Annotated in this window: 19 protein-coding genes; 13 read left to right on the forward strand and 6 right to left on the reverse strand. The window is 71.6% G+C overall.

Annotated elements, in window-relative coordinates; all coding sequences use genetic code 11:
• Window positions 1-14: 14 nt before the first annotated feature.
• From AB1K56_RS14255 to AB1K56_RS14265, 3 genes are read left to right on the forward strand one after another with little or no spacing between them, the layout of a single operon-like run.
• Window positions 15-935: a carbohydrate ABC transporter permease gene (locus tag AB1K56_RS14255; RefSeq protein WP_371206171.1), complete on the forward strand. Its 921-nt coding sequence runs from the start codon at window positions 15-17 to the stop codon at window positions 933-935.
• Window positions 935-1,891 carry a carbohydrate ABC transporter permease gene (locus AB1K56_RS14260; RefSeq protein WP_136586240.1) on the forward strand — a complete coding sequence of 319 codons (957 nt, stop codon included), beginning with the start codon at window positions 935-937 and terminating at the stop codon, window positions 1,889-1,891. The genes AB1K56_RS14255 and AB1K56_RS14260 overlap by 1 nt, the downstream gene beginning before the upstream one ends.
• Before the next feature lie 53 nt (window positions 1,892-1,944).
• Window positions 1,945-3,456, forward strand: coding sequence for an alpha-N-arabinofuranosidase (locus AB1K56_RS14265; RefSeq protein WP_371206172.1), 1,512 nt, complete (start codon window positions 1,945-1,947; stop codon window positions 3,454-3,456).
• A gap of 150 nt (window positions 3,457-3,606) precedes the next feature.
• Here AB1K56_RS14265 and AB1K56_RS14270 read toward each other — a convergent pair whose 3' ends face one another.
• Window positions 3,607-4,611: a LacI family DNA-binding transcriptional regulator gene (locus AB1K56_RS14270; protein WP_371206173.1), complete on the reverse strand. Its 1,005-nt coding sequence runs from the start codon at window positions 4,609-4,611 to the stop codon at window positions 3,607-3,609.
• Window positions 4,612-4,646: 35 nt separating this feature from the next.
• On the reverse strand, window positions 4,647-6,326 hold the full coding sequence (locus tag AB1K56_RS14275) for a glycoside hydrolase family 13 protein (protein ID WP_371206174.1): 1,680 nt from the start codon (window positions 6,324-6,326) through the stop codon (window positions 4,647-4,649).
• A 243-nt stretch (window positions 6,327-6,569) separates the two neighbouring features.
• Here AB1K56_RS14275 and AB1K56_RS14280 point away from each other — a divergent pair, with 243 nt between their 5' ends.
• Window positions 6,570-7,094, forward strand: a complete 525-nt coding sequence (locus AB1K56_RS14280; RefSeq protein ID WP_136586236.1) for an adenine phosphoribosyltransferase — start codon at window positions 6,570-6,572, stop codon at window positions 7,092-7,094.
• Between the two features lie 175 nt (window positions 7,095-7,269).
• On the opposite strand, the gene hpxO is transcribed toward AB1K56_RS14280, so the two are convergent.
• The 4 genes from hpxO to AB1K56_RS14300 all read right to left on the reverse strand — a co-directional run bounded on the left by hpxO (window position 7,270) and on the right by AB1K56_RS14300 (window position 10,189).
• Window positions 7,270-8,454 (reverse strand): FAD-dependent urate hydroxylase HpxO, encoded by a 1,185-nt coding sequence (gene hpxO / locus AB1K56_RS14285; RefSeq protein ID WP_371206175.1) that lies wholly within the window; start codon window positions 8,452-8,454, stop codon window positions 7,270-7,272.
• A gap of 8 nt (window positions 8,455-8,462) precedes the next feature.
• Window positions 8,463-8,783 carry a hydroxyisourate hydrolase gene (gene uraH / locus AB1K56_RS14290; protein WP_371206176.1) on the reverse strand — a complete coding sequence of 107 codons (321 nt, stop codon included), beginning with the start codon at window positions 8,781-8,783 and terminating at the stop codon, window positions 8,463-8,465.
• 31 nt (window positions 8,784-8,814) lie between these two features.
• Window positions 8,815-9,342, reverse strand: a complete 528-nt coding sequence (gene uraD, locus AB1K56_RS14295) for a 2-oxo-4-hydroxy-4-carboxy-5-ureidoimidazoline decarboxylase (RefSeq protein ID WP_371206177.1) — start codon at window positions 9,340-9,342, stop codon at window positions 8,815-8,817.
• A 220-nt stretch (window positions 9,343-9,562) separates the two neighbouring features.
• Window positions 9,563-10,189 carry a helix-turn-helix domain-containing protein gene (locus AB1K56_RS14300; protein ID WP_371206178.1) on the reverse strand — a complete coding sequence of 209 codons (627 nt, stop codon included), beginning with the start codon at window positions 10,187-10,189 and terminating at the stop codon, window positions 9,563-9,565.
• 160 nt (window positions 10,190-10,349) lie between these two features.
• Between AB1K56_RS14300 and AB1K56_RS14305 the strand changes: the two genes are divergently transcribed.
• The 9 genes from AB1K56_RS14305 to AB1K56_RS14345 all read left to right on the forward strand — a co-directional run bounded on the left by AB1K56_RS14305 (window position 10,350) and on the right by AB1K56_RS14345 (window position 21,283).
• Window positions 10,350-12,098 (forward strand): NCS1 family nucleobase:cation symporter-1, encoded by a 1,749-nt coding sequence (locus AB1K56_RS14305; RefSeq protein ID WP_371206179.1) that lies wholly within the window; start codon window positions 10,350-10,352, stop codon window positions 12,096-12,098.
• Window positions 12,095-12,919, forward strand: a complete 825-nt coding sequence (locus AB1K56_RS14310) for an aspartate/glutamate racemase family protein (RefSeq protein ID WP_371206180.1) — start codon at window positions 12,095-12,097, stop codon at window positions 12,917-12,919. Before AB1K56_RS14305 ends, AB1K56_RS14310 begins: the two co-directional genes overlap by 4 nt.
• Before the next feature lie 51 nt (window positions 12,920-12,970).
• A complete protein-coding gene (allB, locus tag AB1K56_RS14315; protein WP_371206181.1) occupies window positions 12,971-14,305 on the forward strand; it encodes an allantoinase AllB in 1,335 nt (444 codons plus the stop codon).
• Window positions 14,302-15,492 carry an acetamidase/formamidase family protein gene (locus tag AB1K56_RS14320; RefSeq protein WP_371206182.1) on the forward strand — a complete coding sequence of 397 codons (1,191 nt, stop codon included), beginning with the start codon at window positions 14,302-14,304 and terminating at the stop codon, window positions 15,490-15,492. The genes allB and AB1K56_RS14320 overlap by 4 nt, the downstream gene beginning before the upstream one ends.
• The gene (locus AB1K56_RS14325) at window positions 15,489-15,731 is read left to right on the forward strand and encodes a hypothetical protein (protein WP_371206183.1); all 243 of its coding nucleotides are present in this window, start codon (window positions 15,489-15,491) and stop codon (window positions 15,729-15,731) included. Before AB1K56_RS14320 ends, AB1K56_RS14325 begins: the two co-directional genes overlap by 4 nt.
• Entirely contained in the window at window positions 15,728-17,401 is a 1,674-nt protein-coding gene (locus AB1K56_RS14330) for an AtzH-like domain-containing protein (protein ID WP_371206184.1), read from the forward strand. The genes AB1K56_RS14325 and AB1K56_RS14330 overlap by 4 nt, the downstream gene beginning before the upstream one ends.
• 340 nt (window positions 17,402-17,741) lie before the next feature.
• Window positions 17,742-18,974 (forward strand): alanine--glyoxylate aminotransferase family protein, encoded by a 1,233-nt coding sequence (locus tag AB1K56_RS14335; RefSeq protein ID WP_371206185.1) that lies wholly within the window; start codon window positions 17,742-17,744, stop codon window positions 18,972-18,974.
• A 49-nt stretch (window positions 18,975-19,023) separates the two neighbouring features.
• Window positions 19,024-20,307, forward strand: coding sequence for an allantoate amidohydrolase (locus AB1K56_RS14340; protein ID WP_371206186.1), 1,284 nt, complete (start codon window positions 19,024-19,026; stop codon window positions 20,305-20,307).
• A gap of 112 nt (window positions 20,308-20,419) precedes the next feature.
• On the forward strand, window positions 20,420-21,283 hold the full coding sequence (locus AB1K56_RS14345) for a PhzF family phenazine biosynthesis protein (protein WP_371206187.1): 864 nt from the start codon (window positions 20,420-20,422) through the stop codon (window positions 21,281-21,283).
• The last annotated feature ends 99 nt before the right edge of the window (window positions 21,284-21,382 follow it).

A 21,382-nucleotide genomic window follows, 5' to 3' on the forward strand; every position in this document is an offset into this window, starting at 1 on the left:
CACCGGGAGAACACATGGCCACGCAAACCGTCACGACGCCCCCGCGGCGCCGCGCCACAGGACACGCACGTCGACAGCGCGTCGGGTGGCTTTTCATCACCCCGTTCCTGGTGATCTTCGCGGCGTTCCTGATCTTTCCGCTCATCTACGCCTTCGGAATGAGCCTGTTCAGCTCCACGCTGGCCACAGGGACTAAGTTCGTCGGCGCAGCCAACTACCTCAAGGCTTTCACCGACCCTCTCTTCCTCGGCGGCTTGGGACGAGTCGCGCTCTACGCGCTCGTCATGATCCCGGCTCAGCTGTTGGTCGCTCTCGTCGCCGCTCTCGTGCTAGACACCCTGGGAACCTGGCTGGCGAAGGCGTCGCGCCTGCTGATCTTCGCGCCGTATGCGATTCCCGTCGTCATCGGGGCGCTCATGTGGAGCTTCCTGTACAGCCCTCGATTCGGCCCGGCCGGCACGATCTTCGGGCTCTTCGGTCTCGATGCCCCCGACTTCCTCGCCAGTAGCGCCATCTTCGGCAGCCTCGTCAACATCGTGACCTGGCAGTGGTCGGGCTACTACATGATCGTCATCTACGCCGCTCTGCGCTCGATCGACCCGTCGATCTACGAGGCGGCGCGCGTCGACGGCGCCGGCGGATGGCAGATCGCGACGCGCATCAAGGTGCCGATGATCGCCTCGTCGATGGTGATGGTCATCACCTTCGCCCTGATCGGAACGCTGCAGTTCTTCACGGAACCGACCGTGCTGCGCTCGATCGCCTCGGGGGCGCTTCCGGCGGAGTACACGCCGAACATGTACGCCTACGCCCTCGCGTTCAGCTACAGCCAGTTCAACTACGCCTCGACGATCGCTTTCTCTCTCGCGATCGTGGTCTTCATCGGCTCGTTCGGCTTCCTCTTCCTCACCCGCAAGCAGAACGGACTCAAGTGATGGCCGTCCCCACCACCGCGCGAGACGACCGCACGCGCACCATCGTCACCGCCGGGGCGGGTCGCCCCGACCGCGCGGCCCGCCGTGAGGCGCGCCGCAACGCCCGCCTCGCGCAGGGGGGCCGCCGTATCGGTTCGCACGTGCTGCTGCTCATTCTCGCCCTGTACTTCGTCATCCCGATCTGGTGGCTCTTCGTCGCAGCGACCAAGAGCACGGGGGGGCTCTTCTCCAGCCCCGCGTTCTGGTTCGACGATCCCCTGCAGCTCTTCGCCAACATCGCCGGCCTCTTCGAGCACCAGGGTGGCATCTACTGGACCTGGCTCGGCAACTCATTCGTGTACTCGTTCGTGTCGGGAGTCGGGGCGACGATCGTGGCCGTGCTCGCCGGCTACGGCTTCGCGAAGTACCGCTTCCGTGGCAGGGGCTTCGTGTTCGGCATGATCCTCGGGTCGGTCATGGTGCCGCTGACCGCACTGGTCATCCCGCAGTTCATGCTGCTCAGCCAGTACGGACTCGTGAACACCGGATGGGCCGTCATCCTGCCGTCGCTCCTCAACCCCTTCGCCGTCTACCTCATGCGTGTCTACACGCAGGACACCGTGCCCGACGAGCTGCTCGAGGCGGCCCGCATCGACGGCGCGGGGGAGTGGCGCACCTTCACCACGATCGTCGTCCCCCTGCTGCGCCCCGCGATCGTCACGGTGCTGCTGCTGTCGATCGTGGGCACATGGAACAACTTCTTCCTGCCGCTCGCGATGCTCACCAACCCCGAAACCCTGCCGGTGACCGTGGGGCTGAACCGCTGGCTGGCGCTGTCGAACGCGGGCGCCGGCGGTGAGCAGGTGTGGAACCTCATCACCTCGGGCGCCTTCATTTCCGTGCTGCCCCTGCTGTTGTCGTTCCTCCTTCTGCAGCGCTACTGGCAGGGCGGCCTGACGCTCGGCAGCGTCAAGTGACGGCCCCGCACCTCCCGACACCCTCTTCTCGCACGACCACAGAAAGCGCACCCATGCCTGACGCACGTCTCTCCATCGACCCCGGGGCCGTCATCGGCCCGATCCGGCGCAAGATCTTCGGCGGGTTCGTCGAACATCTCGGCCGCCACATCTACACCGGCATCTTCGAACCCGGTCACCCCACAGCGGATGCCGATGGCTTCCGGCAGGATGTCATCGAGCTCGTGAAGGAGCTCGGCGTCGACACCATCCGATATCCCGGCGGCAACTTCGTCTCGGGATTCCGGTGGGAAGACTCGGTGGGACCCGTCGAGAAGCGTCCGCGCCGCATCGACCTCGCCTGGCACTCAACCGAGACGAACGAGATCGGCCTGCACGAGTTCTCGTCGTGGCTCGACAAAGTGGGATCCGACCTCATGATGGCCGTGAACCTCGGCACGCGCGGAACGCTCGAGGCACTCGACCTGCTCGAGTACTCCAACGCCCACGGCGGCACCGCACTCAGCGATCAGCGCATCGCCAACGGGCGCCCGACGCCGTTCGACGTGCGCATGTGGTGCCTCGGCAACGAGATGGACGGCCCATGGCAGCTGGGTCATCGATCTGCAGACGACTACGGGAAGATCGCGTCGCAGGCCGCCAAGGCGATGCGGATGTTCGACCCCGACCTGCAGCTCGTGGTCTGCGGCTCTTCGAGCGCCCACATGCCCACCTTCGGCGAGTGGGAGCGGGTCGTGCTCACACACACCTATGACGACGTCGACCTCATCTCGTGCCACGCCTACTATGAGGAGCGCGGCGGCGACGTCAACAGCTTCCTCGCCTCGGCGGTCGACATGGACGCGTTCATCGAGAAGGTCGTCGCTACGGCAGACCACGTCGGCGCGGTCAAGCAGTCCAGGAAGCGCATCGACATCTCGTTCGACGAATGGAATGTCTGGTACATCGATCGCTACCACGAGGTCGACAAGCTCTCGGGGGTCGGCAACTTCCCCGTCGCCCCGCGGCTGCTCGAAGACTCCTACTCCGTGCTGGATGCCGTCGTGTTCGGCAATCTCATGATCTCGCTCCTCAAGCACGCCGACCGTGTGGCATCCGCTTCGCTGGCGCAGCTGGTCAACGTGATCGCGCCGATCATGACGGAGCCGGGCGGGATCGCGTGGAAGCAGACGACGTTCTTCCCGTTCTCGATCACCTCGCGTCTGGCGCGCGGCGAGGCGCTGCGTCTCGACCTGCAGGCGCCGACCTACACGACCGAGGCGTACGGTGAGGTTCCGCTGGTCGACGCGGTCGCCACGCATGACGCCGAGGCCGGGCGCAGCGCGGTGTTCCTCGTGAACCGCTCGACGACCGAGGCCCTCGACGTGGCGATCGACGTGTCGGAGCTGGGGGAGATCGCAGTACTCGAGACGCACACGCTCGCGGACGAAGACCGGTCGGCCGCCAACACACTCGACGACCCCGAGCGCGTCGCGCCGGTCCCGAACGACTCGGCGACGATCACAGCCGGGAGCCTGAAGGTCACCCTGCCGCCGGTGTCCTGGACCGCCATCTCGCTCGGATGACGCGAAGGGAGACCGGGCCGCGACCGGCTCGGTCTCCCTGGCCCCCTCGCCGCGCAGAACGGTCGGTGAGGGCAGAGCCCATTCCGGCGCTCGGGCGGAGAGCGGTCGCGTGGATCGTGCCGCGGAGCGGTGCGCTGAGGCGCGAGAGGGTCAACGCCGAGACGGAGCGCCCGTCGAGCCGCGATCGACGAGTTCGAATGGCAGGGTGCCGCGTCTGCGGGCGGGCTCGGCGCCGTCGAGCTCGGCCAGCACCGCGTGGGCCGCGCGTTCGCCCTGACCCCGCGCGAACTGATCGACGGTGGTCAGCCCGAACCACCGCCCCAGTTCGTGACCGTCGACGCCGATGATCGACACGTCCTGCGGAACGCGCAGGCCCCGGTCGCGGGCGGCGAGGATCGCCCCGATCGCCATCTCATCGGAGGCTGCGAACAACGCGGTCGGTGCGTCGGGTGCGGCGAGGGCGCGCGCCGCCGCCGCCGACCCGCCCTCGATCGTGAAGTCGGCCGGTTCGAAGCGCGCGTCGATCACCCCGGCCTCCGCGAGCACCTGCTCGAAGCCGCGTCGGCGCAGCGCCGGCACGGTCGATCCGGCGTCGATCGCGGCATCCGCCCCGATGTGGGTGATGCGGCGATGACCGAGACCGAGCAGGTGCGTCGTGGCGAGACGGCCGACCGCGAGGTCGTCGACCGTCAACGTGGTCACCAGGGGGTTGGGGCCGGCGATCGCGACGATCGGAACGTCGAGGCCGTTCAGCGACGCCGACTCCTCGGCATCCAGTTCGAGGGCGATCGTGATGACGGCGTCGATCCGGCGGCGCCGGAGGTGGTCGTCGAAGACGCGGCGGCGCTCGGCGGGGTCGGCGCTCACGCTGTACAGCGTGATGTCGTAGCCCTTGCGCACGAGGGCGTCGGAGATCCCGGCGAGCACGGTGCTGAAGAACCAGCGGTCGAGGAAGGGCACGACCACCCCGACGGCGCGCGTGCGCCCCGAGGCGAGGCTCGACGCGGACGCCGAGACGACGTAGCCGAGGCTCTCCGCCGCGGCGAGCACGCGGTCCCGCGTCGCGACCGACACGGGACCGCGCCCGCTGAGGGCGCGCGAGACCGTGGCGGTCGACACTCCCGCGGCGCGCGCGACGTCGTCGATACCGGCCACGGTCCCGGGGCCCTCGGAGAAGCGGATGCCGCGGCTCAGGCCGCGGCGATCCAGACGGTCGTGTCGGTGGGCAGGCGCTCGCCGTCGAGGGGGCCGCTCGCGACCAGCACCTCTCCCGCGGGCAGCTCGACCGCGGCGTCGCCCAGGTTGGCGATCACGAGCAGCGTGCCGTTGCGGAACGCCACCACGTCGTCGCCGTACCCGTCGACCCACGCGAGGTCGCCCGCGCCGAGGTTGCGAGCACGGCGCTCGGCGAGCAGCGCGCGGTAGAGCGTGAGCGTCGACGACGGGTCGTCGACCTGCTGGTCGAACGCGAGGTCGGCCCACTCGGCCGGCTGGGGCAGCCACGAGGCCCCGGTGTCGTTGAAGCCGTAGGCGGGCGCATCGGCCGTCCAGGGCAGGGGCACGCGGCATCCGTCGCGACCGTAGCGCTCGCCGTTCGTGCGGAACCACGTCGGGTCCTGACGTGCGTCGTCGGGCAGGTCGATGACCTCGGGCAGGCCGAGCTCCTCGCCCTGGTACAGGTACGACGAGCCCGGGAGAGCGAGCATCATCGACGTGGCGGCGCGCGCCCGGCGCAGGCCCTTCGCCGGGTCGGGCTGACCCGGCGACTTCGGGCCGATGCCGGCGCCCTGCGGGTTCTCGGCCGTCAACGCGAGGCGCGAGGCGTGGCGTACGACGTCGTGGTTCGACAGCACCCAGGTGCTGGGGGCGCCGACGGCACCGTACTCGTCGAGCGACTCGGTGATCACGGCGCGGAGGGCGGCGGCATCCCATTTCGTCTCGAGGTAGTGGAAGTTGAACGCCTGGTGCATCTCGTCGGGGCGCACCCACAGGGCCGTCTCGGCGACGGTGGGCAGCCACGCCTCGGCGCACAGCGCCCGGTCGCCGTCGTACTCGGCGAGCACCTCGTGCCATTCGCGCCACACCTCGTGCACGCCCGGCTGGCCCCAGTAGGGCACGGACTCGGCGTCGCCGCCCATCGACCCCCCGTCGGGGTCGGGCGTGTAGTCGGGGAGGCCCTCGGCCTTGATCAGGCCGTGCGCGACGTCGACGCGGAAGCCGTCGACCCCGCGGTCGAGCCAGAAGCGCAGCACGTCGCGGAACTCCGCGCGCACCTCGGGATTGGTCCAGTCGAAGTCGGGCTGGCTCTCATCGAAGATGTGCAGATACCACTGGCCGGGCGTGCCGTCGGCCTCGGTGACGCGCTTCCACATACCGCCGCCGAAGACGCTCTCCCAGTTGTTCGGGGGGAGTTCGCCGTTCTCGCCCTTGCCGTCGCGGAAGATGTACCGCGCCCGCTCCGGACTGCCGGGGGCGGCCTTCAGCGCCTCCTGGAACCACACGTGCTGATCACTGGAGTGGTTGGGCACGAGGTCGACGATGACCCGGATGCCGCGCTCGTGCGCGCCCGCCAGCATGGCGTCGAAGTCGGCCAGGGTGCCGAAGATCGGGTCGACGTCACGGTAGTCGGCGACGTCGTAGCCGGCGTCCTTCTGCGGCGAGGTCTGGAAGGGGCTGAGCCAGATGGCATCCACCCCCAGCTCGCGCAGGTCGTCGAGGTGCGCGGTGACGCCGGGCAGGTCGCCCAGGCCGTCGCCCGACGCGTCCGCGAACGAGCGCGGGTAGATCTGGTAGATGACGGCGGTGCGCCACCACTCCGAGCCGGGTGCGGACGCGAGTTCGGGTCGCGAGTCCTGCTGCGTGAAGGTCATGGGTCCACGTTAGTGCAAGCGCTTGCAGTGGCGTCAAGTGCGGAGCTGCGGGTGGCCTCGTGCGCCGGGCGGGGCGTTGCGCGGCGTCGGGCGCCGGGCGGGGGCGTCGCGCGGCGTCGAGTGTCCACGACATCCGGACGCTCAGCGGAATCGTTCGGGTGTTGTGGACACTCGGACGTGAGGCGTGAGGCGTGGGCCACCGGGCGCGGGGCGGCGCGGGGGAGCCGCGATTAGGCTGGAACCGTGCCCGACGCCTCCGCCCTCGCCCGCGCTGAATCCCTCATCACGAGCATCCCCGACTACCCGAAGCCCGGGATCGTGTTCCGCGACATCACGCCGTTGCTGACGGATGCCGCGGCCCTGCGCACCGTCGTCGAGGCGCTCATCGAGCCCTTCGCGGGCCGCTTCGACGCCGTCGCGGGTGTCGAGGCCCGCGGATTCCTCCTGGCGGGGGCCGCGGCCATCGCCGCGAACGTCGGTCTCATGCCGATCCGCAAGGCCGGCAAGCTGCCGCGTCCCGCCGCGACCATGTCGTACGACCTCGAGTACGGCTCGGCGCAGATCGAGATGCACGACGACAACGCCGCCGGCGCCCGCGTCCTCCTGCTCGACGACGTGCTCGCGACCGGCGGCACCCTCGGCGCGGGCCGCGACCTGCTCGAGGCCGTGGGCAGCGAGGTCGTGGGGATCGCGACGCTGCTCGAGATCGATGGGCTGGGCGGCCGCGAGGTGCTCGGCGACGACGTGCACTCGGTCTTCCACGTCTGACCCCTCCCTCTCGGAGGTGCGTCGCCGGGTGGCGGCGTGCGAAACTCCTGACTTTCCGCGCCGTGAGGGACGGGATGCCCCGGATCTCCGCCGTCGCAGGGTGTGCGGCGTCCGATTTCTCAGGAGTTCTGCCCGGCCCCGGTGAGGTAGCCGCCCGCGCGACCCGCCGCGCCCCTCAGCCCAGGACGCTCGCGCCCAACTCCACCGGGCTGCCCTCGATGTTGCCCACGATGCCGCGGATGACCCCCGTGCCGTCTTCGCGGCGCAGGCCGTCGTACCAGGCCTGCGTCGCCTCGACGTCGAAGGCGTGGGTCTCGTGCGCGCGCTTTCGGGCGCGCAGTACGAGGTCGCCCGCGCGCTCGGTGCGGATGCGCTCGTACCGCTTCAACGAATCCTCGACGCCGAGGGTCGAGGTCGCGAAGACGATGCCGAGCGCGAAGCTGTCCTCGAGCGCCGAGCAGGCGCCCTGGCCGATGTCGGGGGCGGTGTTGTGCGCGGCGTCGCCGAGGATCGCCACGCGCCCGCGCACCCAGGTGTCGAAGGGGTCGATGTCCCAGATCTCCACGCGGTTGAGCGACTCGTCGGGGTCGATCCCATCGAGCAGCGCGCGCACCCCGGGGGCGCCCCACGAACCGAAGGCGTCCTCGAGGGCGGCCATGCGGTCCTCGACCACGCCCGACGGTCCGGGCACGTCGACGAAGAAGTAGAAGCGGTCCCCCGCGACGGGCATGACGGCGCAGCGCTTGCCGTCGCCCACGTAGGTCGTCCACTGGTCGAGGGGGCCGATCCGCTCGTCGGCTGTCACGAGCCCGTTGTAGTTGACGTACCCCGAATAGCTGCGCTCGGGGCGGATGCCGCTCGGCTCGGTCACGTAGTCCCGTACGAGAGAGCGCGCCCCGTCGGCGCCGATCAGAAGGTCGGCCGTGTCGCTCGACCCGTCGGCGAAGACGGCTGTCACGACGCCGTCGGTCTCGGAGACGCCGGTGAGCTGCTTCCCCAGCCGGATGTGGGCGGAGCCGACGGCATCCATCATCAACTGCTGCAGGTCTGCCCGGGCGACGGGATAGGGGCGCTGCCCCGTCTGCGCGGTGACGGGGGCGAGGCTGAAGCGGCACATCTCGTCGCCGGTGTGCCCGTCGTAGTAGGCCATGTCGTCCATGCGGCCGCCGAGGGCGGCGACCTCGGGGCCGAGGCCGAGCCAGTTCAGCACCTTCACGCCGTTGGACCACAGCGACAGGGCGGCGCCGACGGGGCGGTTCTCGCGCATGCGGTCGTAGACGACGACGTCGTGTCCGAGCTTCTGCAGGGCCAGGGCGGCGGAGGTTCCGCCGACACCGGCGCCGATGACGATGACCTTCATGACTCTCCTCAGCTGCCGCGATAGGTCGAATAGGCGAACGGGCTGAGCAGCAGCGGCACGTGCAGGTGCGCGTCGCCCGAGACGGTGAACGCGACGGTCGCGACGGGGTGGAACGACGCGACGCCCCGGCCCCGGAAGTACGCGCCGGTCGCGAAGGTGAGGGCGTAGTCGCCGTCGTCGAGCACGTCGGGGCCGAGGGCGAGGCGGCCGTCCGCGTCGGTCGCGGCGGAGTCGATCGTCGCGCCATCGAGGTGGGCGAGGGTCACGGAGACTCCGGCGGCGGGCGTGCCGGCGGTGGCGTCCAGGACGTGGGTCGTCAGGTGGGTCATCGGGGGATACCTCGTGGGGGGATGCGGCGGGTCATTCGGCGGCTTCGGGTTCGGCGGGAGCGTCGTCGGCGAAGGTCGTGCGCAGCCGCAGCAGCGCGATCTCGGCGAGCTGGCGGGTGGCCTCGATCGTCTCGGCATCCGGCTCGTTCGTCAGGCGACGCTCGAGCTCGGCGCGCATCTCGCTCGGCGTGCGTCCGGCCGCGCGGATGAGGAAGACGCGGCCGAACCGCTCCTCGTAGGCGATGTTGCCGGCGGCGATGGCCGCGACGTCGTCGTCGGCGGCGGATGCCATGGAGCCCTGCTCGCGCCGGGACGCCGCGGCCTCGGCGCCGTCGCCCGACACTCTCGCGCCGATGCGCGGGTGTGCGTGCAATGCCGTGGCGAGGTCGTCGGGCGACCACGCGGAGGCGAGGTCGCCCGCGTAGGCGGCGAGGGCGTCGACGCTCGCGTAGGGGCGACCGGCGACGACCGCGTCGACCCACCCCGGGATGTCGGCCCAGACGCGAACGACGCCCGCGGCATCCGCGTCGTCGAGGGCGTGGAAGTCGTGCAGATGCATGCCGGTCAGGCTAGGCGCGCCGCGTTACGGGCCTGTGGCGGGATGTGTCCGCGATGTTGCTGTGGCGAACATTCAGGGGTGGCCGCCGGCTCGCACCTGCGACACAGCGCAGGAGATCCGCCCCGCTTCGTTGCGGTGTCGACGGCATGGCGGGGGCCCAGGCGGGCGGACCAGCAGATCTCCTGCGTCGTGTCCGCCGATCGCGCGGGACCGTCGCGCGTCAGGCGTGCACGATCAGCCAGTGCGCCACGGCATCCGTCTCGCCGGTGTTGTGCAGGCGGTGGGGGACCGAGCAGGGGTAGCTGATGGCATCCCCCGCCCGCAGGATCACCCGCTCGGCCTCGAAGTCGATGGTGAGCTCGCCCGCGACGACGGTGCCGACCTCGTAGCCCTCGTGGTGGAACAGCCCGTCGGCGCCGTGGGCGGAGGCTCCGGGCGGGTAGATCGACTCGAAGTAGTCGACGCCCGGTGACGATCCGGGGGTGAGGCGGCGGAACGACACCCCGCTGTCGAGCACGATGTCGGGCGACTGACCGGCCCGCTGCAGCGTGAAACCCGAGGGTCCCGCGGGTTCGACGGGGCGATCGGATGCCGGGTCGAAGGCCGCCACGAGGGGAACGCCCAGGGCGTCGGTGATCGCGATGAGCCGCGAGACGCTCGGCTGCATCACCCCGCGCTCGATCTGCGAGACGGCGCTGGGGGAGATGCCGAGGGTCTTCGCGAGGGCCCGGGCCGAGATGCCACGGGCCTGACGAAGATCGCGGATGCGCGCCCCGACGGATGCCGACGGCTCGGCCGCCGCGGCCGAATCGCTCTCGACGGCGTCGGCAAGGGGCGGCTGCGTCATGCCCCCGAGTCTAGGGAGCGGCGAGGTGTGAAGGAGCGACTTCACATGCTCGTTACAAGAGCGAAACCGTTGGCGTCGTGTGAACCCATAACTTCACATCAGAGCTCCACTCCGGCCGCGGACTCCACGTCGTGGCATCCATCGTCCTGAGAGGAATGACATGACTTCCACCCCCCTCACCGGCCCCCACGATCTCGTGGAGGCCGCCGGCCACCCCCACGGGGGCGGCAACATGAAGCCCCACTACGACGAGCGTCTCGCCAACGAAGACCTCGCGCCGCTGCGGAAGCAGAAGTGGTCGAGCTACAACATCTTCGCGTTCTGGATGAGCGACGTGCACTCGGTCGGCGGCTACGTCACGGCCGGCTCGCTCTTCGCGCTCGGCCTGCAGTCGTGGCAGGTGCTCGTGGCGCTGATCGCGGGCATCGTCATCGTGCAGGTGTTCGCCAACCTCGTCGCCAAGCCCAGCCAGAAGACGGGTGTGCCCTACCCGGTGATCAACCGCGTCGTCTTCGGCATCCGGGGCGCGAACATCCCCGCGATCATCCGCGGCCTCATCGCGATCGCCTGGTACGGCGTGCAGACCTTCCTCGCGGCGGAGTCGCTGAACATCGTGTTCCTGAAGTTCATCCCGGGTTCCGCAGCCCTGCTCGACGTGTCGTTCGCGGGTCTTTCGGCGCTCGGCTGGATCTCGTACGCGATCCTCTGGACCGCTCAGTTCCTGCTGTTCTGGAACGGCATGGAGGTCATCCGCCGCTTCATCGACTGGGCGGGCCCCGCGGTCTACCTGGTGATGATCGTGCTCGCGGTGTACCTCGTCTCGCAGGCCGGCATCGAGAACATCTCGTTCACCCTGTCGACCACGCAGCTGGACTTCTGGGCCTCGATCCCGGTGATGTTCGCCGCGATCGCGCTGGTGGTGTCGTACTTCTCAGGGCCGATGCTCAACTTCGGCGACTTCGCCCGCTACGGCAAGAGCTTCGCCGCGGTGAAGAAGGGCAACTTCTGGGGCCTGCCGATCAACTTCCTGTTCTTCTCGCTGCTGACCGTCATCACGGCCTCGGCCACCGTCCCGGTGTTCGGCGACCTCATCACCGACCCGATCCAGACGGTCGAGCGCATCGACACCCCGTTCGCGATCCTGCTCGGCGGCCTCACGTTCGTCACCGCCACGGTCGGCATCAACATCGTCGCCAACTTCATCTCGCCTGCGTTCGACTTCTCCAACGTCGCCCCGAAGAAGATCTCGTGGCGCGCGGGCGGCATGATCGCCGCGGTCGGCTCGACGTTCCTCATGCCGTGGAACTGGTACTCCAACAGCGACGCGATCCACTACTCGCTCGGCGTGCTGGGTGCGCTGATCGGCCCGCTGTTCGGCATCCTGATCGCCGGTTACTACTTCGCCGCCCGCCAGCGCGTGAAGGTCGACGCGATGTTCACGATGGATGCCGCGGGCCCCTACTGGTACCGCAACGGTTTCAACCCGAACGCGGTCAAGGCCGTCATCGCGGCGGGTGTGCCGACTGTCGCGATCGCGGTCTTCCCGAAGCTGTTCGCCGACCTGGGGCTGTTCAACGTCTCGTGGATCAGCGACTACAGCTGGTTCATCGGCTGCGCGCTGGGGCTCGCGCTCTTCCTCCTCTTCGAGCGTCTCGACCCGCGGGTGCCGACGTTCGATGGCGAGACCGAGGGCATCTCGGACGGCGCCGTCGACGGAGCGGCCGCGACCGCGGCATCCGAGCCCCCGGCGATCTCGACCGAGGTGCCGTTGCCGGGCTCCGGGAACTCGGGGTCGGATGCGCCCGCGGTGCTCGCGCGGACGGCTCAGGATGCCGCCGTCCCGGAGCGCGGGACAGCACTGTCCGGGCGCCCGACCGCCGCCGGCCCGCGCAAAGGCCTGCTCGCGTGAGGATCCTGCTCATCAACCCCAACACCTCCCGGGCGATGACCGCGAAGATCGCGGACGCCGCCCGGGGGGTGGCGGGACCCGACGTGGTCGTCGACGCAGTGTGCCCCGCGGTCGGGGCGTCGGCGATCGAGAGCCACGTCGACGAGGTCGCCGCGGCGGCCGCGGTGGTCGAGCTCGTCGCGGCGGACCGCGACGGTCCCGCGCCCGCCGATGCGTACGTCATCGCGTGCTTCGGCGACCCGGGACTCGACGCGGCGCGCGAGCTGGTCGACGCGCCCGTCGTCGGGATCGCCGAGGCGGCGATGCACCTGGCCGCGGTGTCGGGGCGGCACTTCGGCGTCGTCACGACCCTGAGCCGCACCCTCGGTCGGGCCCGTGACCTCGTGGGGCGCTACGGCATGGACCGGGCGTGCGTCTCGCTCGCGGCGACCGGCATCCCGGTCCTCGACCTCGAGGACACCGGGTCCGCGGCCGTGGCGACCATCGAACGCTTCGCGGCCGAGGCCGCGTCGGGCGGTGCCGACGTGATCGTGCTCGGCTGTGCGGGAATGGCCGATCTGTGCGCCGAGCTCACGGCGCGCGTCGGGGTGCCGGTCGTCGACGGGGTCGCGGCGGCGGTGGGGATGGCATCCGGAATGGTGCGGATGGGGCTCGGCACGAGCAAGCGCGAGGAGTACGCGACGCCGCCGGTGCGGGAGGGGCGGGTGCCGGTCGCTTCGCGGGTCGGGGCGGATCACGCGCCCACCGCGGGTCCGTCGGCGACGGGCTCTCTCGCGCTCACGACTCCTCCCCAGGCGGCGGATGCCGAGGTGTTCGCATGAATGTTGATGACGGTTACATTCGTGAAACGCGAGCCGCTTAGCGTGAGCGGCATGAGCACACGGATCGCCGCGCGTCGGGTCTTCCTCGGCGACGCCTTCGCGCCCGCCACGGTCGTGATCGACGACGGGGTCGTCTCCTCCCTCGACGAGTTCGATGTCGGCGCCGACACCGTGCTCCCCGCCGACGCGGTGCTGCTGCCGGGGCTCGTCGACTCGCACGTGCACCTCGACGAACCCGGCCGCACCGAGTGGGAGGGCTTCGCCACCGGCACCGCGGCGGCGGCGGCCGGCGGCGTCACGACGGTGGTCGACATGCCGCTCAACAGCGTCCCGGTGACCACCTCGGTCGACGCGCTGGAGGCCAAGCGCGCGGCCTCCCGGGGCAAGCTCGCCGTCGACGTCGCGTACTGGGGCGGCGCCGTGCCTGAGAACCTCGGTTCGCTGCGCGAGCTGGCGGATGCCGGGGTCGTCGGCTTCAAGTGCTTCCTCTCCCCGAGCGGGATCGACGAGTTCGGGCACCTCGACGCCGACCAGCTCGAGCGGTGCCTTGAGGAGCTGGCCGCCTTCGACGGGCTGCTCATCGTGCACGCCGAAGACCCCGCGCACCTGCCCGCGCACGGCGCCCTCGGACCGCGCTACCGCGACTTCGAGGCGAGTCGACCGCCGCTCAGCGAGCGCGCGGCGATCGAGCGGGTCATCGCGGCCGCCCGCCGCACGGGGGCCCGCGCGCACATCGTGCACGTCTCCGACGGCGGCTCCCTCGACCTCGTCCGCGCGGCGAAGGCCGAGGGCGTGCGCCTCACGATCGAGACGTGCCCGCACTACCTGACGCTCGACGCGGCCGAGGTGCCCGACGGGGCCGGTGCCTTCAAGTGCTGCCCGCCCATCCGCGGGGGCGACAACCGCGATCTGCTGTGGGCGGGAGTGATCGACGGCACCGTCGACGCGATCGTGAGCGACCACTCGCCCGCGACGGTCGAGCTCAAGACCAACCCCGACTTCGGCCTCGCCTGGGGCGGGATCGCGGGGCTGCAGACCGGACTCTCGGCGATCCACTCGACCGCGCGAGAGCGCGGCCTGGCCTTCGAGACCCTGCTGCCGCTGCTGACGACCGGACCCGCGAAGATCGCGGGCCTCACCGGTCTCGGGGTGATCGAGGTCGGCGCCCCCGCGCACCTCGTCGCCTTCGCCCCCGACGAGCAGGTCGTCGTCGACGCCGCCAGCCTGGAGTACCGCCACCCCCTGTCGCCCTGGCACGGCAAGACGCTCACCGGTGCGGTGCGCGAGACGTGGCTGCGCGGGCGGTCGGTGTACCGCCGCGGCGCGCCCGTGACCGACCGCGAGGGCCGCGAGCTGCTCCGCACCGCAGCGACGGTGGAGGCGTGAGCGCCGTGTCGCCGACCTCCCCGCTCGAGATCCTCCAGCCCGGGGTCGGGCCGATCCCCGGCGACCACTACGTGCCGGCCACCCCCGCGACGGTGATGTGGGGCCGACTACCCTGCGCCGCGGACGCCGCGGTGCTCGAGGTCGCATCGGGTGAGAGCGTCACCTTCGACACCGTGAGCCACGAGGGGATCCTCGACGACCAGGGCAAAGACCCGCTGGCCTACTTCTCGGCCCACGGCGTACCCGCCGACCACGTACTCGCCGACGCGATCGAGATCGCGGCATCCGTCGTCCGCGACCCCTTCGCCGACGGTCCGCACGTCGTCGTCGGACCCGTGCGCGTGCGCGGCGCCCGCCCGGGCGACCTGCTCAAGATCACCGTCGAGGCGCTCGCTCCGCGCGTCCCGTACGGGGTCGTCTCCAACCGTCACGGCAAGGGCGCCCTGGTCGGCGAGCTCCCCCGCGGCGAGCACAACGTCAGCGTCTTCGCCGCGGTCGCCGAGCGCGACGGCATCCTGCACGGGACGCTCCCCGTGGTCGAGGGCGGCGAGCCGATCGTCGCCTTCCCGCTCGCGCCCTTCCTCGGGACCATGGGGGTCGCCGTCGCCGGCGACGAGCGGCCGCACTCCGTTCCGCCGGGCGCTCACGGCGGCAACATCGACGTGAACCTGCTCGTCGAGGGGACGACGCTGTTCCTCCCGGTGCAGGTCGATGGGGCCCTCGCCTACGTCGGCGACCCGCACTTCGCCCAGGGCGACGGCGAGGTCGCTCTCACCGCGCTCGAGGCGTCGCTGCGGGCGACGCTCCGCTTCGAGGTGATCCCGGCGGATGCCGCCCGCGCGGCCTTCGGGGAGGTCACCGGCCCGCTCGTGCGCACGCCCGAGTACCTCGTTCCCACCGGCATGGACCCCGATCTCGACGCCGCGATGCGCGCGTGCGTGCGGGCGTCGCTCGCGCTCATCGAGGGGCGCTGGGGGATGGCGGAGCACCTCGCGTACGCCTACCTCAGCGCCGCGACCGACTTCGACATCTCGCAGGTCGTCGACATCGTCTCGGGGGTGCACGCCCGCATCCGGGAGGCGGACTTCGCGGGTGTGCCCGCGGTGGAGCCCGTCGCCTTGGCATCCGGCGCCGGCGCCTCGCCGTCCGAAGCCGTTCCCTCGCACGATGAAGGAGACGTCGCATGAGCCCCGTCCTCGCTGCCGCCCTGGCCCGCGCCGAAGCCGCCGCCGGCGACCTCGCGGGTGTTCCGGCCGACACCGGCGCCACCCCGCCCCGCCGAGCGTCCAAAGCACCCGGACGGTTCTCCGGGATGTCCGGGTTCTTCGGACAGTCGACGCAGGTCGGAGGGGCGCGACGCGGAGACGGGCAGCGCGGAGAGGTGCAGCGCGGAGGGGCGCGACGCAAAGAGGGGCGCGGACGATGACGGATGCCACGACGGCGATGTCGGCGCCCGCTGCGCCCGCACCGGGCTCGGCCTCGGACTCCCCGCCGATCCCCGCCGACCTGCGCGCGGCGTTCGACGCGTACGAGCGGGCGATCGTCACCAATGACCTCGACGCACTCGACGACTTCTTCGCCCCCGGCTCCGACACCCTGCGCGGCGACACCGCGGGGCTGCTCGTGGGGCACGAGGCGATCAGCGGGTTCCGGTCGCTGCGCGGGGGCGTGCCGCCGCGCGAGATCACCGAGATCCACTACCGGCCGCTCGCGTCGGGGGGTGGGCCCGCGGCATCCGGAACCGCGGACGCCGACGGCGACGTCGCCCTGCTCATCTCGGTCTCGCAGTTCTCGGGCGGCGGCCGGGGCCTGCAGACGCAGATCTGGCAGCGGGTCGACGGCCGGTGGCTCATCACGGCCGCGCACGTGACCCCGCGCACCCCGGCCCTCGACCGCACGATCTGGCGCAGCGTCGGCGACCCCTTCCTGCAGGGCGCGTGGGAGGGACCGCTCGCGGGACTCACCGTGGCGGTCAAAGACCTCTTCGCGATCGCGGGCTTCCGCATCGGCGCGGGCAACCCGACCTGGCTCGAAGAGGCGCGCCCCGAGAAGGTCACCGCTCCCGCGGTCGCCGACCTGCTGCGCGCGGGCGCGTCGCTGCGGGGGATCGCGCGCACCGACGAGTTCGCGTACTCGATCGCGGGCGACAACGTGCACTACGGCACCCCGCCGAACGGCGCGGTGGTCGGGGCGCTGCCCGGCGGATCGTCCAGCGGGCCGGCTTCGGCGGTGGCGCTCGGTCACGCCGACATCGGGCTCGCGACCGACACCGCCGGCTCGATCCGCGTGCCCGCGTCGTACCAGGGGCTGTGGGGTCTGCGTACGACGCACGACCTCGTCCCGCGCCAGGGCATGCTGCCCCTCGCGCAGTCGTTCGACACGATCGGCTGGCTCACCCGCGACGGCGAGACGCTCCAGCGCGTCGCCGAGTGGTGCCTCAGCTACGACGGTTCCGCCTCGACCGAGAGCGTCTACGGGGCGTCCGGCGACGACCTGCCCTGGCGTTTCCTCGTTCCCGAGGACATCCTCGCGTGCGTCGACCCCGCCACGCGCGACGCCTTCTCTCGGCTGGTGGTCGCGGTGGCGGCATCCGAGGATCCGCCCTCGTTCCGCGCCGTGCACACGGGAGACCTGGATGCCACCTTCACCGCGTTCCGCACCGTGCAGGGGGCCGAGGCGTGGCGCAACGACGGCGAGTGGCTGCGCGCGCACCCCGGGGCCGTGGGCCCGGCGGTCGCGGAGCGCTTCCGCGCCGCGTCGCAGATCACCGCGACCGAGGAGTCCCGCGCCCGCGCCGACCTCGAGCCGATCGCCGCGCACCTGGCCGAGCTGGTCGACGGGGCGGTGCTGATCTTCCCGACCGTTCCCGGGCCCGCGCCGCTGCGGACGGCCGACGTGGATGCCGTCCGCGCGGCGACCCTGCGCATGACCGCCCCCGCGGCGGCGGCGAGGCTGCCCGCGATCTCGGTGCCGCTGCTGACCGTCGGCGGCGCTCCCGTCGGCGTGTGCCTGGTGGCGCGCGCGGGCACCGACCTCGCCCTGGTGCGTCTCGCCCGTCGGCTGCACGCCCTGGTCGGGGCGGGGACCGGCCGATGATCCGCGTCGCGGCGTCGGCCGGCCGCCGTGCGAAACTCCTGACATTCTGCCCCGAGCGGTCGGCGGCCGGCGCCGGCGTGGCATCCACCGTCGGTTTTTCCGGAGTCTCGCCCGCTCGCGCCGCTTGGTCGCTCCCTGCCTCCCGGCGCGCGTCCACGCCCGACGACGGCGGGTGGACACGGGCGAAACGCCTGAGAATCGGGCACGATCTCGCTTCGGCGCCGGTTCCCGCGGCACTCGCGGCCGGTGTTTCAGGAGTTTCGCTCGCCCGCAGGCCCGCACCCCGATGCACCGGCCGCACCCGCCCGAAGTCCCACCACCCCCGCTCCCTGGAGTCCTGATGTCCCACCTCCCCGGCCCGATCGATCCGCCCGCTCGCCTGCTGATGGGTCCCGGCCCCATCTCGGCGTACCCGAGCGTGCTGCGCGCGATGGGCGCCCCGCTCGTCGGTCAGTACGACCCGTTCATGACCGCGACGATGACCGAGACGCAGGAGCTGTACCGGCAGGTGTGGGGCACGTCCAACGACGCCACGCTGCTGATCGACGGCACGAGCCGCGCCGGCATCGAGGCCGCGATGGTCTCGCTGATCCGCCCCGGCGACCGCGTGCTCGTCCCCGTCTTCGGCCGCTTCGGGCACCTGCTCGCCGAGATCGCCGAGCGAGCCCTCGCCGAGGTGCACACGATCGAGGTGCCGTGGGGGCAGGTGTTCCCGGTGTCTGCGATTCGCGAGGCGATCGAGCGGGTGAAGCCGCACCTCGTCGCGTGCGTGCAGGGCGACACGTCGACGACGATGCTCCAGCCGCTCGACGAGATCGGCGAGATCTGCCGCGCCCACGGCGCCCTCTTCTACACCGACGCGACGGCCTCGCTCGGGGGCAACCCGTTCGAGATGGACGCCTGGGGCCTGGATGCCGCGACCGCCGGCCTGCAGAAGTGCCTCGGCGGTCCCTCGGGATCGGCGCCGATCAGCCTGTCCGAGCGCGCCGTCGAGGTCGTGCGCTCGCGGGCCCGCGTCGAGGCCGGCATCCGCGAGGAGGGGGATGCCGTGGCATCCGACTTCATCCGCTCGAACTACTTCGACCTCGCGATGATCCTCGACTACTGGGGACCGCGGCGCCTCAACCACCACACCGAGGCGACGACCATGCTCTACGGCGCGCGCGAGTGCGCGCGCGTGCTGCTGCTCGAGGGGCGCGACGAGGTCATCGCGCGGCACCGGCTGCACGGCGACGCGATGCTCGCGGGCGTCGAGGGCCTCGGGCTCACCGTCTTCGGCGACGTCGCGCACAAGATGACGAACGTCGTCGCCGTCGAGATCCCGGATGCCGTCGTGGGCGACGCCGTGCGCAGCGAGCTGCTCGGCGACTTCGGCATCGAGATCGGCACCTCGTTCGGCCCGCTGCACGGCCGCGTCTGGCGCATCGGCACGATGGGCTACAACGCCCGGAAGGACGCCGTGCTCACCACGCTCGCCGCCCTCGAGACGGTGCTGCGCCGTCACGGGGCGACGGTCGCCGCCGGCGGCGGGGTCGACGCCGCGCAGGGCGTGTACGCGGGGGCGGGGGCGTGAGTCCTCGCTCCTCCTCCGCTTCGCGCGACGCCGCAGCAGAGGCCCGCCGATGACCACCGCGACCCGCCTGCAGGCGGCTCCCGAGCGCATCGCGGCCGCCGCCCGCCGCGTTATGGGGCGGTGCGAAGAACTCGCGCGGGTCACCGCGACGCCGGGGAGCATCACCCGCGTCTACCTCTCGCCCGAGCACGCGCGGGTCAACCGTCTCGCGGCGGAGTGGATGCGCGAGCTCGGCATGACGACCCGTCAGGATGCCGCGGGCAACCAGGTCGGACGACTCGCTCCCGCGGGCGCCCCCGACGCCCCCGCCCTGCTGCTCGGGTCGCACCTGGACACCGTCCCCGACGCCGGACGCTTCGACGGGATCGTCGGGGTGCTGATGGCGCTCGAGGTCGTCCGGCTGCTCCGTCTCGTCGACGATGAGGGCGCGGCATCCAGCCCCTTCCCGTTCGCGCTCGAGGTGATCGCCTTCAGCGACGAGGAGGGCACGCGCTTCGGCAAAGCCCTGCTGGGCTCGTCGGCCGTCGCGGGGCAGTGGGACCCCGCGTGGTGGGACCTCGCCGACGCCGACGGCACCACGTTGCGCGAGGCGTTCCGCGAGTTCGGTCTCGACCCGGGGCGCGTCGGCGAGGCCGCGCGCCGACCCGACGAGCTCGTCGCGTACCTCGAAGCCCACATCGAGCAGGGACCCGAGCTGCACCGCACCGGGCAGGCGCTCGCCGCGGTGTCGTCGATCGCCTCGGCCCGTCGCTTCCAGCTCGTCGTCGAGGGCGAGGCCCGGCACGCCGGCGGAACGCCCTACGACATGCGGCGCGACGCTCTGCTCGGGGCGAGCGAGGCGGCCCTCGCCGTCGAGCGCATCTGCCGCGGAGAGCACCACATCATCGGCACGGTCGGGCAGCTCGAGGCCTTTCCCGGCGCGGTGAACGTCGTTCCGGGCGAGGCGCACTTCTCCCTCGACCTGCGCGGGGAGTTCGACGACGCGCGCGATCGCACCTGGGTCGAGATCTCGAACGAGCTCGACGCGATCATGGGCCGCCGGGGTCTGCGCTGGCGTTCGCGCGAGGTGCACAGCGCCCCCGCCGTGTTCTGCGCCCCGCTGCTGCAGGACGTCGTGCGCGCCGGCATCGGATCCGAGGCCCCGACCCTGTTCAGTCGCGCCGGCCACGACGCGATGTCGATCGGTGCGATCACCGAGGTGGGCATGCTGTTCCTGCGCAACCCCGACGGCATCAGCCACCACCCCGACGAGGCCGTGAGCGGGGCGGACGTCGCGGCGGGACTGCGCGCTCTCGCCGAGGCGATCCTGCACCTGGGGGCGGAGCGGCGCTGAGGCGAGGGGTGCGTCCGGCAGCGCGCACCGGCACCGGGGTGGCCGCCGCACCGGTCCACCGATCCCCGACTGGCCCCCGGCGACGGTCGGCGACCTGCGCGAGAATCGCTGGATGACCGAAACACCCGGCATCCTGCACCTGCTGGCCTTCGCCGCCGAACCGGGCGGCGGCAACCCCGCGGGAGTGGTCCTGGATGCCACGGGCCTCGACGACGCGGACATGCAGCGCATCGCGACCGACCTCGGCCACCCGGAGACGGCGTTCGTCGGTGAGCGCGACGGCCGCCGGGTCGCCGTGCGGTACTTCTCCCCGGGCGCCGAGGTTCCCTTCTGCGGACACGCGACCATCGCGACGGCCGTCGCGCTCGCCGAGGCAGAGGGCGTCGGTCCGTTCACGTTCGACACCGCCGCGGGCGCGATCGAGGTCGCGACCGACCGCGACGCCGAGGGCCACGTCACCGCCGGGTTCACGAGCGTCGAGCCCGACACGATCGAGCTCGAGCCCGACGTCGCCGACCGACTCCTCGGCATCCTGGGACTCGACCGCGCCGATCTCGACGACCGGATGCCGCTCGCGCAGGCCTTCGCCGGCAATCTGCATCCGGTGGTCGCGATCGCGTCCCGCGAGACGTTCGATTCGTTCACGTTCGACCCCGCGGAGCTCCGTGAGCTCATGGACGAACGCGGCTGGAAGGGCACCGTCATCACCGCGCACATCGCGGGCGAGCTCGTCGACGGCGTCGTCGTGGAAGCGCGCAACCTCTTCCCCGTCGGCGACATCACCGAAGACCCCGCCACCGGCTCCGCCGCGGCCTCGTTGGGCGCGTACCTGCGCGACCGACTCGGCCTGCCCTCGCCCTTCGCCTTCACCGTGCGGCAGGGCCGGCACATCGGCCGGCCGAGCGTCCTGGAGGTGGAGGTTCCGGCATCCGGCGGCATCCGCGTCTCCGGAACGGCTGCGCTGCTCGAGGGCTGAGCCCATCGCGCCCGGCTTGTCCCACTTATGGTCGGTTGAGCCTGCGTGCACCGGCCATATGTGGGACGAGCACCGGCAACAAGGGGGACGAGCCCCCGC

This window comes from Microbacterium sp. BWR-S6Y (genome assembly GCF_041379845.1).
Lineage (GTDB): Bacteria > Actinomycetota > Actinomycetes > Actinomycetales > Microbacteriaceae > Microbacterium > Microbacterium hydrothermale.

Bases quoted from the DNA above. Each gene is read 5' to 3' on its own strand.
- AB1K56_RS14325 (WP_371206183.1), top strand. From the start codon at position 15,489: ATGAGCCCCGTCCTCGCTGCCGCCCTGGCCCGCGCCGAAGCCGCCGCC.
- AB1K56_RS14335 (WP_371206185.1), top strand. From the start codon at position 17,742: ATGTCCCACCTCCCCGGCCCGATCGATCCGCCCGCTCGCCTGCTGATG.
- AB1K56_RS14305 (WP_371206179.1), top strand. From the start codon at position 10,350: ATGACTTCCACCCCCCTCACCGGCCCCCACGATCTCGTGGAGGCCGCC.
- AB1K56_RS14260 (WP_136586240.1), top strand. From the start codon at position 935: ATGGCCGTCCCCACCACCGCGCGAGACGACCGCACGCGCACCATCGTC.
- allB (WP_371206181.1), top strand. From the start codon at position 12,971: ATGAGCACACGGATCGCCGCGCGTCGGGTCTTCCTCGGCGACGCCTTC.
- AB1K56_RS14255 (WP_371206171.1), top strand. From the start codon at position 15: ATGGCCACGCAAACCGTCACGACGCCCCCGCGGCGCCGCGCCACAGGA.
- uraD (WP_371206177.1), bottom strand. From the start codon at position 9,342: ATGCATCTGCACGACTTCCACGCCCTCGACGACGCGGATGCCGCGGGC.
- hpxO (WP_371206175.1), bottom strand. From the start codon at position 8,454: ATGAAGGTCATCGTCATCGGCGCCGGTGTCGGCGGAACCTCCGCCGCC.
- AB1K56_RS14345 (WP_371206187.1), top strand. From the start codon at position 20,420: ATGACCGAAACACCCGGCATCCTGCACCTGCTGGCCTTCGCCGCCGAA.
- AB1K56_RS14340 (WP_371206186.1), top strand. From the start codon at position 19,024: ATGACCACCGCGACCCGCCTGCAGGCGGCTCCCGAGCGCATCGCGGCC.
- uraH (WP_371206176.1), bottom strand. From the start codon at position 8,783: ATGACCCACCTGACGACCCACGTCCTGGACGCCACCGCCGGCACGCCC.
- AB1K56_RS14265 (WP_371206172.1), top strand. From the start codon at position 1,945: ATGCCTGACGCACGTCTCTCCATCGACCCCGGGGCCGTCATCGGCCCG.
- AB1K56_RS14275 (WP_371206174.1), bottom strand. From the start codon at position 6,326: ATGACCTTCACGCAGCAGGACTCGCGACCCGAACTCGCGTCCGCACCC.
- AB1K56_RS14300 (WP_371206178.1), bottom strand. From the start codon at position 10,189: ATGACGCAGCCGCCCCTTGCCGACGCCGTCGAGAGCGATTCGGCCGCG.
- AB1K56_RS14330 (WP_371206184.1), top strand. From the start codon at position 15,728: ATGACGGATGCCACGACGGCGATGTCGGCGCCCGCTGCGCCCGCACCG.